13 protein-coding genes are annotated in these 12580 nt (G+C 40.9%); 12 read left to right on the top strand and 1 reads right to left on the bottom strand.

Features of this window, described 5'->3' with window-relative positions; translation table 11 throughout:
- Window positions 1–14: 14 nt before the first annotated feature.
- The 11 genes from kynA to ADA55_RS10095 all read left to right on the top strand — a co-directional run bounded on the left by kynA (window position 15) and on the right by ADA55_RS10095 (window position 10369).
- Window positions 15–860, top strand: coding sequence for a tryptophan 2,3-dioxygenase (gene kynA / locus ADA55_RS10145; RefSeq protein WP_048682951.1), 846 nt, complete (start codon window positions 15–17; stop codon window positions 858–860).
- A 14-nt stretch (window positions 861–874) separates the two neighbouring features.
- A complete protein-coding gene (gene kynB / locus ADA55_RS10140; protein ID WP_048682948.1) occupies window positions 875–1501 on the top strand; it encodes an arylformamidase in 627 nt (208 codons plus the stop codon).
- A 16-nt stretch (window positions 1502–1517) separates the two neighbouring features.
- Window positions 1518–2171 (top strand): nicotinate (nicotinamide) nucleotide adenylyltransferase, encoded by a 654-nt coding sequence (gene nadD, locus ADA55_RS10135; protein ID WP_048682944.1) that lies wholly within the window; start codon window positions 1518–1520, stop codon window positions 2169–2171.
- 270 nt (window positions 2172–2441) lie between these two features.
- Window positions 2442–3473, top strand: coding sequence for a sulfate ABC transporter substrate-binding protein (locus ADA55_RS10130; RefSeq protein WP_048682942.1), 1032 nt, complete (start codon window positions 2442–2444; stop codon window positions 3471–3473).
- 69 nt (window positions 3474–3542) lie between these two features.
- Window positions 3543–4382, top strand: coding sequence for a sulfate ABC transporter permease subunit CysT (gene cysT / locus ADA55_RS10125; protein WP_048682939.1), 840 nt, complete (start codon window positions 3543–3545; stop codon window positions 4380–4382).
- A gap of 10 nt (window positions 4383–4392) precedes the next feature.
- Window positions 4393–5277, top strand: coding sequence for a sulfate ABC transporter permease subunit CysW (gene cysW / locus ADA55_RS10120; RefSeq protein ID WP_105718832.1), 885 nt, complete (start codon window positions 4393–4395; stop codon window positions 5275–5277).
- Between the two features lie 10 nt (window positions 5278–5287).
- Window positions 5288–6352 carry a sulfate/molybdate ABC transporter ATP-binding protein gene (locus ADA55_RS10115; RefSeq protein WP_048682932.1) on the top strand — a complete coding sequence of 355 codons (1065 nt, stop codon included), beginning with the start codon at window positions 5288–5290 and terminating at the stop codon, window positions 6350–6352.
- Window positions 6353–6865: 513 nt separating this feature from the next.
- Window positions 6866–8242: a PcsB-like coiled-coil domain-containing protein gene (locus ADA55_RS10110; RefSeq protein WP_048682930.1), complete on the top strand. Its 1377-nt coding sequence runs from the start codon at window positions 6866–6868 to the stop codon at window positions 8240–8242.
- Between the two features lie 198 nt (window positions 8243–8440).
- Window positions 8441–8875 (top strand): hypothetical protein, encoded by a 435-nt coding sequence (locus ADA55_RS10105; protein WP_048683039.1) that lies wholly within the window; start codon window positions 8441–8443, stop codon window positions 8873–8875.
- On the top strand, window positions 8863–9162 hold the full coding sequence (locus tag ADA55_RS10100; RefSeq protein ID WP_048682927.1) for a YxcD family protein: 300 nt from the start codon (window positions 8863–8865) through the stop codon (window positions 9160–9162). The genes ADA55_RS10105 and ADA55_RS10100 overlap by 13 nt, the downstream gene beginning before the upstream one ends.
- Before the next feature lie 232 nt (window positions 9163–9394).
- Window positions 9395–10369, top strand: coding sequence for an aldose 1-epimerase (locus ADA55_RS10095; protein WP_048682924.1), 975 nt, complete (start codon window positions 9395–9397; stop codon window positions 10367–10369).
- A gap of 39 nt (window positions 10370–10408) precedes the next feature.
- Here the strand turns inward: ADA55_RS10095 and ADA55_RS10090 are convergent, their stop codons facing one another.
- Window positions 10409–11797, bottom strand: coding sequence for an amino acid permease (locus ADA55_RS10090; RefSeq protein ID WP_048682921.1), 1389 nt, complete (start codon window positions 11795–11797; stop codon window positions 10409–10411).
- A 541-nt stretch (window positions 11798–12338) separates the two neighbouring features.
- Here ADA55_RS10090 and ADA55_RS27960 point away from each other — a divergent pair.
- Complete coding sequence (locus ADA55_RS27960) at window positions 12339–12488, top strand: DUF2292 domain-containing protein (RefSeq protein ID WP_375564143.1); 150 nt, start codon at window positions 12339–12341, stop codon at window positions 12486–12488.
- Window positions 12489–12580 lie beyond the last annotated feature (92 nt).

The following is a 12580-nucleotide window of genomic DNA, read 5'->3' as shown; positions in this document are numbered from 1 at the left end:
GAAAGAGGGATGGTATGGATAAGGGTCCAAGAGATGAACATCGTTTGGAAGAAAGTATGGTAACTGATTTTGAAAAAGATATGTCCTATGGGGACTATCTGCATTTAAATCAAATTTTATCAAGTCAGCATCGGCTTTCCGGCCATCACGATGAAATGCTGTTCATCATCATTCATCAAACAAGTGAATTATGGATGAAATTGATCATCCATGAATTGACTGCGGCAACTGATCATATTGTGGCAGGACATTTGGAGCCGTCCTTTAAGATGCTATCCAGAGTGGCCAGGGTCCAACAGCAACTAGTTCAATCCTGGAATGTGCTTTCGACCTTGACGCCATCCGATTATATGGAATTCCGGGAGAAACTAGGAAACTCTTCAGGGTTTCAATCATTTCAGAACAGGTTGATAGAATTTGCGATGGGTCAAAAGAATTCGCAAATATTGGCCGTTTTCCGTCATCAGCCTGAGCTTTATGAGTCGATGATGGCAGCCTTGAATAAACCTAGTATTTATGATGCGGCTATAGGGGCTTTGGCTGCAAGGGGGCTTCCCATTGATCAATCGGTATTGAACAGGGACTGGTCTGTCATTTATCAGGAAAATGCAAGTGTTGAAAGCGCGTGGCTGACCGTTTACCGTGATGTGCATAACTACTGGGATTTGTATGAGCTGGCCGAAAAACTCGTTGATATTGGAAGTCAACAACAATTCTGGAGATTCAATCATATGAGCACCGTAGAACGTATCATCGGCAATAAAAAGGGAACTGGCGGATCGTCCGGTGTAAGTTATCTGAAGAAAGTGGTCGAACAGCCATTTTTTCCTGAGCTATGGACATTAAGGACCAAACTGTAAAGAGGGGTGAACACATGAATCAATGGTTAGATATTTCTCAGCGCCTGAATGAAAATACGCCATATTGGCCAGGAGATACGCAATATTCATATCGGCTGAATTCATCAATGGCTGAAGGGTCTTCCGTCAATGTAGGGGAAATCCGGATGAGTACACATTTAGGAACTCATATTGATGCTCCCTATCATTTTGATGAGAATGGAAAAAAAATCATCGAACTCGATCTTGATTTATATATTGGCACTGCTACCGTAGTAAAGGTGGATGCAGCTGAAAGCATTGGCATTAAAGCTTTTGAAGGCATCGAATTGACAGGGGTCCGGCGGTTGTTGGTGGCAACAGGTCAATGGAAGGACCTTAGCCGTTTTCCGGAATGGATTCCACCGGTTGAACCAGATTTAGCTCCCTTCCTTGCAAATAAAGGGGTTAGGCTCCTTGGGCTTGATTTACCTTCAGTCGACTGTCTCGACAGCAAAGAATTGCCTGCCCACAATAAACTGTCAGGCTGCGGAATTCATATCCTCGAAGGGCTGGTCCTTGATGGACTGGAGCCTGGGCTGTACGATTTGGCTGCATTGCCGCTGGCATTGGAAGCAGGGGACGGGAGCCCGGTCAGGGCCGTGGTGAAAAAGAAAGGCTGATTAGGGGGATAATAGGATGGGCAAAATTGGGATTTACGGATCTTCCTTCGATCCGGTCACGAATGTGCATTTATGGACAGCATCCACCATTGCGCATCGTGCTAAGCTGGACAAGGTGATTTTTTTACCTTGCGCAAATGGCCGTATCGATAAACAGATGAAAACAAGCAATGAACACCGTTGGCAAATGCTCGAGCTGGCAATAGGGGGCAACCCGATATTCGAAGTCAGTGATTATGAAATTAATGAACGTGCCGGAACGAGTAAACAATATACTTGGTATACGATGGAATATTTTAAATCACGATTTCCAAAAGACGAAGTTTACTTCATAATGGGTGCAGATTTACTTGAAGATATTGATAATCAGGAGTTGCCGGTACACTTACGATGGAAATTCAGGGAAAAATTGATTGCCAATCATAAATTCATCGTCATGGCTCGGGATGGAATCGATATGCTGAAAATCATATCCAAAAGTCCATTGCTAAGGAATTATGATGATGGCAATACATTTCACCTTATTGATAAAGGCCTTTCCATGGAAATCAGTTCTACATATATAAGGGATGAATTCGCAATGGGCGGGGAACCAAGATATTTACTGCCTGATCAGTGTTATCAGTATATCGTGGAAAATAAGCTTTATCAAAAATCATCCAATTCATAATTGTTGGCAAGGTATTCAAAAGGGCTCGATCTCCCCGGTGGATCGAGCCCTTCTCGTTTAGGGGATTTTTCAACCTGCAAAGCGTGAATGAATTTAATTAAAGGGACATTCAATACCTAGTTGACAACTTGGTGAACTTTGTTTTATGGTAAGGATATACAAAAAATAAAATAATTGCTGATCAGAGAACTGAAGGCATACTATCTCCCGAAAAATAATTGAAGGGAAATAGAATGCCTTTTTTGCTGTAAAAAAAAGGGGGGGAAGCTCATGAAAAAGTTGATGTTATTGACAAGTTTGATTTTAGCCTTCGGTGTACTTGCTGGATGCAACTCGGAAAAAACGAAAGGGGACGGAACATCGAAGTCAGTAGAGCTTTTGAATGTGTCATATGATCCGACAAGGGAATTGTACCAGGAATTCAATGAAGCGTTCGTGAAGCACTGGAAAGAAGAATCAGGTCAGGATGTAACGATTCAACAATCACATGGCGGATCTGGTAAACAGGGCAGGGCTGTCATTGACGGATTGGAGGCGGATGTCGTTACATTGGCATTGGCTTATGATATTGATGCCATTTATGAAGCTAGTAACCTATTAGCGAAGGATTGGCAAAAACGTTTACCGGAGAACTCGACACCATATACATCAACGATTGTGTTTTTGGTGAAAAAAGATAACCCTAAAGGCATTAAAGATTGGGATGATCTGACTAAAAAGGATGTATCCGTCATTACACCAAACCCAAAGACAAGCGGAGGGGCAAGGTGGAATTACCTGGCTGCCTGGGCTTATGCGGAGAAAAATTTCGATAATGACGAAACAAAAGTGAAGGATTTCATGAAAAAACTTTATCAGAATGTTGAAGTCCTGGATTCAGGGGCCCGCGGTGCAACGACCACTTTTGTGGAAAGGGGAATCGGTGACGTACTGATCGCTTGGGAGAATGAAGCCTATTTAACACTGGAAGAATTCGGTGATGACAAATATGAAATCGTCAACCCTTCAATCAGTATATTAGCAGAGCCACCGGTAGCTGTTATCGATGAAGTGGTCGAGAAAAAAGGAACAAAGGAAGTGGCCGAAGCCTACCTGGAATATCTGTATACGGATGCCGGTCAGGAAATTGCCGCGAAAAACTTCTATCGTCCAAGGGATGAGAAGGTTCTCGCTGAATATGGAGACCAATTTGCCAATATCGAGATGGTGACTGTTGATGATACATTTGGCGGTTGGGAAAGTGCCCAGGAAACACATTTTAATGATGGTGGCACATTTGACGAGATTTACCAACAGCAATAAGCATGAAGGAGAAGGTGTGGCTTTAACATCTTCTCCTTCATAAATCAGAAAAAGGGTTGAGGCGAAGCGATGAATATAGTGACTGAAGGTAAACAGACGAAAAAGAGGACCATACCCGGTTTTGGATTGACGATGGGTTTTACGCTACTGTATCTCACCATCATCGTTTTGATCCCGTTATCGATGGTTTTTCTAAACACATTTTCAATGGGGTTCCAGGATTTTTGGGCGACCATAACTGAACCGAGGGTTCTCGCTTCTTATAAATTGAGTTTCTTGACAGCGTTAACTGCGGCCATTGTTAACGCAGTTTTTGGTGTATTGATTGCCTGGGTGCTTACTCGTTATGAGTTTCCCGGCAAAAAGATCATCGATGGACTGGTTGATTTGCCTTTTGCCCTCCCGACTGCCGTTGCAGGGATTACGTTGACCACCTTGTATTCACCGAACGGATGGATCGGGCAATTTTTCAGCTTTAAAGTCGCTTTCACTCCCGCAGGGATCATCATCGCCCTTATATTTATCGGTCTGCCATTCGTGGTGCGGATGGTTCAACCGGTGCTTGAAAATATCGAAAAAGGGATGGAAGAAGCATCTGCCTCTTTAGGGGCGAATCGAATGCAGACATTCATTAAAATCATCTTCCCGGAATTGATCCCAGCGATATTGACGGGTTTTGCCCTTTCTTTTGCGAGGGCACTTGGAGAGTATGGATCCGTTGTCTTCATTGCCGGAAATATGCCATTTAAAACGGAAATTTCCCCGCTGATCATCATGACAAAGCTTGAACAGTATGATTATGAAGGTGCAACAGCTGTTGCAGCCGTCATGCTCATTATTACATTTATAATTTTGTTCACCATCAATATCTTACAATGGTGGACCGGCAAAAGATATTCAGGGAAGTAGGGGGGATATGATGGAACATGATAATTCAGTGGTTGCAAAAGCGAATCACCCAGTCATTATTACGAGAAACGCAACTAAAGAGCCTAAGTCCATACAGTGGATCCTCATTTCCATTGTATTGCTATTTCTCACTTTGTTTTTAGTAGTCCCATTAATCGCAATCTTTGTAAAAGCCTTTGAAAAAGGTGCCGAAGCTTATTTTGCGGCCATCGCCCATCCTGATGCCGTGGCTGCGATTAAGTTAACATTGATCGTTGTCCTCATCACCTTGCCGCTCAATGCCATATTTGGAGTGGTTGCCGCTTGGACCATAACAAAATATGATTTCAAGGGAAAAAACTTCTTAATAACATTGATAGATTTGCCTTTTTCCGTATCACCGGTCATTGCCGGGTTGATTTTTGTCCTTCTGTTCGGCTTACATGGAACACTTGGTCCACTGCTGCAATCACTTGACATTAAAGTGATCTTTTCAATACCAGGGATTGTCATTGCCTCCATTTTCATCACCTTCCCATTCATTGCACGCGAATTGATCCCGCTCATGCAAAGTCAGGGGACTTCTGAAGAAGAGGCATCTCTCACGCTGGGTGCGGGAGGGTTCAAGACATTTTGGTATGTGACGCTTCCCAATATAAAATGGGGACTTCTATATGGAATCAGCCTTTGCAATGCCAGAATAATTGGGGAGTTTGGAGCTGTATCGGTCGTATCGGGACATATACGGGGCATGACCAATACGATGCCGCTTCATATTGAAATCTTATACAATGAATATCAATTTTCGGCCGCTTTTGCGGTTGCATCCCTGATGTCCATCTTTGCAATCATAACGTTGATCATTAAAAGCTTCATAGAGTGGAAAACGGACTTTAAATCAACCAAAGCGAGATAGGAGGAATGAAATGAGTATCATCATTGAAAATGTTACAAAATATTACGGGTCCTATCAAGCACTCCGGAACATCGATCTGGAAATAAAGAGCGGTGAACTCGTAGCCCTGCTTGGCCCTTCCGGATCGGGAAAAACGTCATTACTGCGTATCATCGCAGGCCTTGAACAGGCTGAGAACGGAAAAATCCTTTTTAATGAAGAGAATTACACGCATAAGCATGTAAAAGATCGAAATGTGGGTTTCGTCTTTCAGCATTATGCCCTTTTTCGTAATATGACCATTTTTGATAATATCGCCTATGGATTAAAGGTCCGCCCAAGAAAAACAAGGCCCAGTAAAGAAGTTATCGAACAAAAGGTTACCGAATTGCTTCAACTCGTCAAGCTGGAAGGATATAAAGATCGTTATCCATCGCAATTATCAGGCGGCCAGCGCCAGCGTGTCGCATTGGCAAGGGCACTGGCGGTTGAACCGAATATCCTCTTGCTTGATGAACCATTCGGGGCATTGGATGCCAAGGTTCGCAAAGAACTTCGGCGTTGGCTAAGAAGGCTTCACGACGAATTCAATGTAACGAGCGTGTTCGTGACACATGATCAGGAAGAGGCGATGGATGTTGCTGATCGGGTCGTAATCATGAATGAAGGGAAAATTGAACAAATTGGAACCCCGGAAGAAGTATATGATCACCCTGAAAATCCCTTTGTTTATGATTTTCTAGGCAGTGTCAATCTATTCAAGGGCAACGTGCATAAAGGGAAATTGGTTACTGGCAATGTAGAAATGAATGCCCCGGGCAGTGAAGATGGAGCGGGCACCGGTTATGTAAGGGCCCATAACTTTATCATAGAAAGAGAACCAGCGGAAAAGGATTCGATCGCATCCATAATTGACCACATCCATACTATTGGCCCCATCGTCCGGATAGAAGTCATTCGTCAGGATACAAACGAACCGCTGGAAATCGAACTGACGAAGGAACAATATATGAATCTGGAAATAAGCAAAGGGGAAAGGGTATTCGTCCGACCGAAAGAATTGAAAGTTTTTGTCGACTTTATGGCTGGAATTTAAGAGTGGGTCGAATATTGTCGGAAAAACCGCTGAAAGCGGTTTTTTTTAATAGGCTGTCAGTAAACCTTCCTCTAAGATTGGTAAATGAGCTGAAATCTGTTCCAAAAGGGCTACCGTGCATTCACAGGTGGTAAGTTTTTGCCTGCCAATAGTCCATGGTCCCTTGGTGCTAAACACTAGATAGAAAGTCTTGCATCAAAATGTGAAGGTGATTATGTAAGATATTGGATGTTTTATCACGTGAAAAAGTCGAATCTTTATGTTTAATGTTAAAATTGAAATATAATTGTAATATTGTTATCACGTATTTGACAAAATCTGATGATATACTACGACTTAGATGAAAACATAGTAGAGTTTAAGAAATGTATTTAATATTATCTCAACCTTAGAAGATTACATAAAGAGTAAAAAAAATAGAGAAGAGTTCCCAGCAATTTATTTTGACTAATCATTTTTCATAGAGAAAAAGAAGTGGGTCGATGGAAATGCAAGGGGAGGAAAGCAGGGGAAATGAGTTTGAAGAAAAAACTTATCGTATTGAACACGACAATTATGCTTGGATTAGGAAGCGCTTTTGCCATACCGTCTGTAAAAGCTGAATCTATCACGGATATTCAATCGCAACGTACAGGAATACAATCAGATATTTCAGAGGCAGAACAAGTTATTCAGCAATTGAAAAAAGAACAATCGAAAATGAATGCCCAAATTGCCCAGATCGAATCGGCAATGAAGGAAAATGATCAAAAAATCAAAGATACTAAACAAGAAATTAAAGACACCGAAAAAGACATAGAATCTTTAAAGAAAGAAATTAAAGCGTTGGAAGAAAGAATCGCAAAACGCGAGGAAGTCTTGAAAGAGCGCGCACTTTCTTTCCAAGAGAGCGGCGGGGACGTTGAGTACCTGGAAGTTGTTTTAGGTTCTAAAAGCTTTGGTGAATTCGTTAATCGTGTTGGGGCGGTAGCCACTATCGTGGAAGCTGACCAACAGATTCTTAGCGAGCAGGAAGCGGATAAAGCTGACTTAGAGAAAAAACAAGCGACCGTTGAGAAGAAATTGCAAAGCCTTAAGGATATGGAAGTAGAGCTTAAAGGCATGCAATCGCAAATTGAAGATCAAAAAGCTGAAACTGTCAATATGAAGGCTAAGATCGAAAAGAAAGAATCTGAAACAGAGGCGCTTAAACAATCTTTAGAGAATAAAGATGCTGGTCTAGAAGCACAAATAGCTTCCATTCGTGAAAATATCAAAAAAGAGGAAGAACGTAAAGCATCGGAAAAAGCAGATCTTGACCGTGCTGCTGAAGAAGTGAATTCTTCAAATGCTTCCAGTGAAGAATCATCAAGTTCTTCCAGTGAAGGATCATCAAGTTCGTCTAAAGGAGAGGCTTCGGCAAAAAGTTCGTCTAAAGCTGAATCATCTTCAAATTCATCTAAAAACAGTTCTGCAGCTAAACCTGCAGCAAGTAAAACTGAAACATCAAGTAAGCCAAGTAGTGCAAATACAGGCTCTGCCATTACAGCAGGTTATAAATATATCGGTAACTCCACGTATAAATTTGGTGGCGGAAGAACGGCATCCGATATCGCTAACGGTCTTTTCGATTGTTCAGGATTCGTTGCATGGGCTTATAAACAAGCTGGTGTGAACCTTCCAGCCAGTACGGATGCATTGAAAGGTGCAGGACGTCAAGTATCTAGCAGTCAAAAACAACCTGGAGATTTAGTATTCTTCAATACCTACAAAACTGATGGGCATGTCGGTATTTATGTCGGCGGCGGCAAATTTATCGGTTCCCAAAGTTCAACAGGTGTTGCAATTGCCAATATGGATAGCGGATATTGGGCAAGTAAGTTCAACGGCCGTGTCGTTCGTGTAAACTAATAGTTCAATAATAAGCAGGGGAGAAAATGCCCCTGCTTATTTTTTTGAAAAAAATCAAAAAAAAATGAAACTTATTTTGAATTTCAACGTAAATACTATAAGATAAAACAAGGATAGGTGATGTGGACTTTCAGTTAATCTGGGAAAAGATATAATGAAACAACATTCCATACTATTAAACGGAGGCAAAAAAACATGATGAAAAAATTTATGGCTGCATTACTTACAATTACACTAGCATTCTCGCCAGTCGGCACGTATGTATTCCAGGATCATACGGAGTCAGTCGATGCAAGGGGTTACAAGTCCGGAAAAAGAAGCTTTAACAGCAACAACAATAATAATTCGAATTTCCAAAATAAAGAAACGAAGAAATCCGATGCCACTACTGCCAATAAAGCCAAGAGTGGAAACACATTCGCAAAAGGCGGCTTAATGAAAGGACTTATGCTAGGAGGATTGGCAGGTTTACTTTTTGGTAGCCTATTTGCCAATATGGGAATGCTTGGTTCTATACTTGGTCTATTAATCAACGTGATGGCGGTTGTGGTATTAATCGTTGTAATCCGTAAAATATTCACATATTTCAAAGATAAGAAGAAGAAAGAAGATCCAAACCCATGGAGAGGCTAAAGATTTCCGAACAAGATATCATCAATGCGGTTTGTGTTTACATTGCCCGTAAAAAGCAGGTACAACCTAATGATGTGGAAGTGGAGTTAATGTATGATGATGATTATGGCTTTTCGGCGGAAGCGTTTGTCGATGGCCGGAAACAAGTGTTAATCACCATCAACTTGATAGAAGCGCTTCGTTTATGGCTGGATGAATATATGAATAAAGATCCATACTCAGGTATTGAACTTGTTTTGGATGATGATGAAGGTATAGTGGCTTTGGTAAGTGAAAGTAATAGATAAGTAAAAAAGGATGCCGTAACGGCATTCTTTTTTTATTTAAAAAGTTACAAGTCGTTCGGAAGAAGGAAAAGGATAAAAGAAAAATAGAAAAATAGCAAAGCAAATTAAGCAAAATCCTCGATTACAATTTCAAACTTAGAAAGATTAAGGACGAAATATATTTTCCATTTGTTGAAAAAAATGGACCGTGGAAGTAGGATGGATATATGTTCAAGCCAAAGGAGGAGAAAAAGTGAAAGGGTATATAGAAGATATCACTTTTTTAAATGAAAAGGCCATAAAGTTCGGCAATGAAAAAGTGGAAGGGATACTTGTGCCATCTTTAGGAAGCAATCTGCTTTCATTGAAATACAAGCATAAGGATATTGAGTTGCTGCGAACTCCGGATAGTGTAGAGGAGTATAAAAAAGCTTCCATTTTATACGGAATGCCAATCCTGTTTCCTCCTAATCGAATTGAAGATGGTCAATTTACATATAAGGGGACTTCGTATAAGTTCCCAATCAATGAAATGGAAAAATATAATCATATTCATGGTTTTTTGCATGACATGCCGTGGCAAGTCCGCAAAAAGGAAGTAAACGGGAAAGAAATCGTGATTAATACTGAATTCTCAAGCAGTGATTTTGATCTAAAAGGTAGCTTTCCACAAGATATCACTGTGAATATGTCTTTATCTTTAAGGGCTGAAACATTGGAAATACAATTGGAAATCGCCAACAAGGGCATTGAACCTTTTCCGTGGGGAGCAGGTTATCATACTGTATTCAATTTTCCATTTGGAGCAGTGAGTAAATGGGAGGATTGCAGAATATCCCTTCCCGTCAATAAACATTGGGAGTTGAATGAAAGATCATTGCCCACAGGTGTAATTCATGAAACGGCCAATACATTGGAAATCCAAAACGGTATTAGCTTGGACGGCCGGCAATTTGATGACTTATTTGGCTATGATAAGGAAAGAAATCCGGAAAACGAGTGCATTCTCACTGATCAAGAGGCTGGCATACAAGTCATCTATCAAGGCGATCAACATTTTAAGTTTTGGGTATTGTTCAATCAGGAGGGGTTCGTTTGTCCTGAACCATATACTTGGGTAACGAATGCTCCTAATTTGGATTTGCCTGCAAAATTGACTGGATTGAGGGAGTTATGCTCAGGGGAAACGGTACAGCTGAAAACCAGATTGATTGTGAAAGAAATATAAAAAACACCTAGGCATTTATAAATGCCTAGGTGTTTAAGGTTATGCTTTTTTTCTCATCCAGAGTGGGTATAGGATGATTCCGAATACATATAAGGCAATGCCAAGTATGAATGTATTCATATCGGCTGTACCTGTCTTGATGACCCAAATCGAGTAGATTAACGCCAAGATTGTAATAATGCCATCACGTATCCTTGAGCCTTTCATGATGTCATAGGTTTCCCCGGTCATCACCAGTTTCAATTGATACAGAACGGATGCAAGGTACGGGATCAAGTAAGCAAGTGTAGCGACGATCATCGAAAATTTATAAGCCTCCAAAATCGTACCTGAAATAGTGGAGAATAAGAATATCTGTGTCATGATATTTGTTATAGTCATAGAACGGACAGGTGTGCCATTTTTGTTTGCTTTCGCAAAATAGGCCGGGAACAAGTCCGATTTCGCTGCCTGGTAAGGAACTTCCGAGGCAACGACAATCCATCCGATCGTCGATCCCAATAAGGAAATGACGGCAAGAGCAGCCATTATATACGTGCCGCTTGAACCAACTACTGCTTGTAGTGCGTCAACAAGCGGTTTTTGTGATATTTTCAACTCGTCTTGTGATATGGCACCCATCGTCAATAAAGTAATGCCGATATAAATGGCAACAGCGATAAGTAAACCAAGAATCGTCGCTTTCTTTACATCATTTTGAGACTTGGCACGGTTTGAAAGCATGACGGCAGCTTCGATACCGATGAAGGCCCATAATGTTGAAATGGCAGCAGCGTTCACTTGATCTCCTAAAGAGATTGCAGTTCCCGCCTTATCATAAAATTCAGCTCCGTTTCCTAGATTGGAAGTATCGAAGATGAATATCGTGATAATGATGAAAAATAAGAATCCAAGCACTTTGGTAACTGTAGCAAAAAGATTCATTTTCCCAGCACTGTTAAAACTTCTTACCAAGATTGCCTGAATCCCCCAAAGGGCAGCGGAACATACCGCAAACGTTAATGCTTTACCTAGTTCAAGTTGAAACGAACCCGCTGTATAAATCACTTTTGGACTATGCATCACAGGGAAAAACGTTGATAGATAACCAGCAAATGAAATGATGACAGAAGCTGTCGCAGCCCAATTCGCAGCCCAATACCCCCAAGCCATGCTATACCCTGAAACTCTTCCTTTAACAGGAGATTTAAATAATGATTGAGCATAACTTTGCGGTCCAGCCTTCAAATCAGGTTTCCGGACTGCCAGGTTACCAAACACCAAAGCTATTAGAAAAACTCCAAGTCCAGTAACGATCCATGCCAATGTGGCCCCTAACGGGCTGGATACCTGTGCTAATTGAGCAGGGAGCATGAAAATTCCGCCGCCGACCATATTTCCAATTACGAAAGTGGTCAAAATCAATAAACCCCATTTTTTATTTACCATTTATATCGAACCTTTCTTAAATACAAAGTGTGTGTTAATACCGACAACTTATACTAAAATAGTATATCTCAAATAGTTTAGTTTGGTAAAGTGGTAAATAAGTAAAATGTAAAAGGCGGACTAATCAGAAAATTTAAACACAGGATTGACAAAAGGATAAAAATGGATTATATTAGTAAATACCAAGTTAGTTGGTAAGAATAATGCGGTTTGGCACATTAAATCGTATTTTTCTATAACATTTGCCATTCCCGAATATTGCCGATTAGTTAACTAAAGGCACCCTTACATCTAATCTGTTAGATGGCGGGTGCCTTTTATTTTTTATAGGGAAGGGAGGGAATATGGAGTTCCTATTAACTGGTTATTCTTATACGGAAAGTTAAGTGATGAGGATATGATAGGTGAACCAAGTTCCCAAGAACACATTGAAAGTGGGAAGCGCACATGTGCTTGTCGTGCGAACCTTTTTAACATTAGGCATGAAACGAAGCTTTATTACCAGTAGTGAAGGGGAGATATTATGGAAAAGAAAGAAGAAATGAAAATCAGGCATATCATTTCAAGGTTGGAAGATCTGCAATATGGATCGGTTTTAATAACCGTACATGATGGTGAAATCACACAGGTCGATACCACGGAGAAGAAACGATTCCCATTAGTGAAGGGCCGTGCCGTTAAAGTTAGATGAATGACAGGTATTAAGGGAGCCTTCAATATGAAGGCTCTCAGATTGTAGACAAACTCGATTAAAATCGAGTTTGTCTATTTTTATGGCTTGTA

The organism is Bacillus sp. 220_BSPC, from assembly GCF_001054655.1.
GTDB classification, from domain to species: Bacteria; Bacillota; Bacilli; order Bacillales; family DSM-1321; genus Peribacillus; species Peribacillus frigoritolerans.
The sequence above is the reverse complement of the archived record's forward strand: the minus strand, read 5'-3'. Positions and strand labels throughout refer to the sequence as shown.

Coding starts and splice junctions, on each gene's coding strand:
- ADA55_RS10100 (WP_048682927.1), top strand. CDS start 8,863: ATGGAGAGGCTAAAGATTTCCGAACAAGATATCATCAATGCGGTTTGT.
- ADA55_RS10110 (WP_048682930.1), top strand. CDS start 6,866: ATGAGTTTGAAGAAAAAACTTATCGTATTGAACACGACAATTATGCTT.
- kynB (WP_048682948.1), top strand. CDS start 875: ATGAATCAATGGTTAGATATTTCTCAGCGCCTGAATGAAAATACGCCA.
- ADA55_RS10115 (WP_048682932.1), top strand. CDS start 5,288: ATGAGTATCATCATTGAAAATGTTACAAAATATTACGGGTCCTATCAA.
- ADA55_RS27960 (WP_375564143.1), top strand. CDS start 12,339: ATGAAAATCAGGCATATCATTTCAAGGTTGGAAGATCTGCAATATGGA.
- ADA55_RS10105 (WP_048683039.1), top strand. CDS start 8,441: ATGAAAAAATTTATGGCTGCATTACTTACAATTACACTAGCATTCTCG.
- cysW (WP_105718832.1), top strand. CDS start 4,393: ATGGAACATGATAATTCAGTGGTTGCAAAAGCGAATCACCCAGTCATT.
- cysT (WP_048682939.1), top strand. CDS start 3,543: ATGAATATAGTGACTGAAGGTAAACAGACGAAAAAGAGGACCATACCC.
- ADA55_RS10130 (WP_048682942.1), top strand. CDS start 2,442: ATGAAAAAGTTGATGTTATTGACAAGTTTGATTTTAGCCTTCGGTGTA.
- nadD (WP_048682944.1), top strand. CDS start 1,518: ATGGGCAAAATTGGGATTTACGGATCTTCCTTCGATCCGGTCACGAAT.
- kynA (WP_048682951.1), top strand. CDS start 15: ATGGATAAGGGTCCAAGAGATGAACATCGTTTGGAAGAAAGTATGGTA.
- ADA55_RS10090 (WP_048682921.1), bottom strand. CDS start 11,797: ATGGTAAATAAAAAATGGGGTTTATTGATTTTGACCACTTTCGTAATT.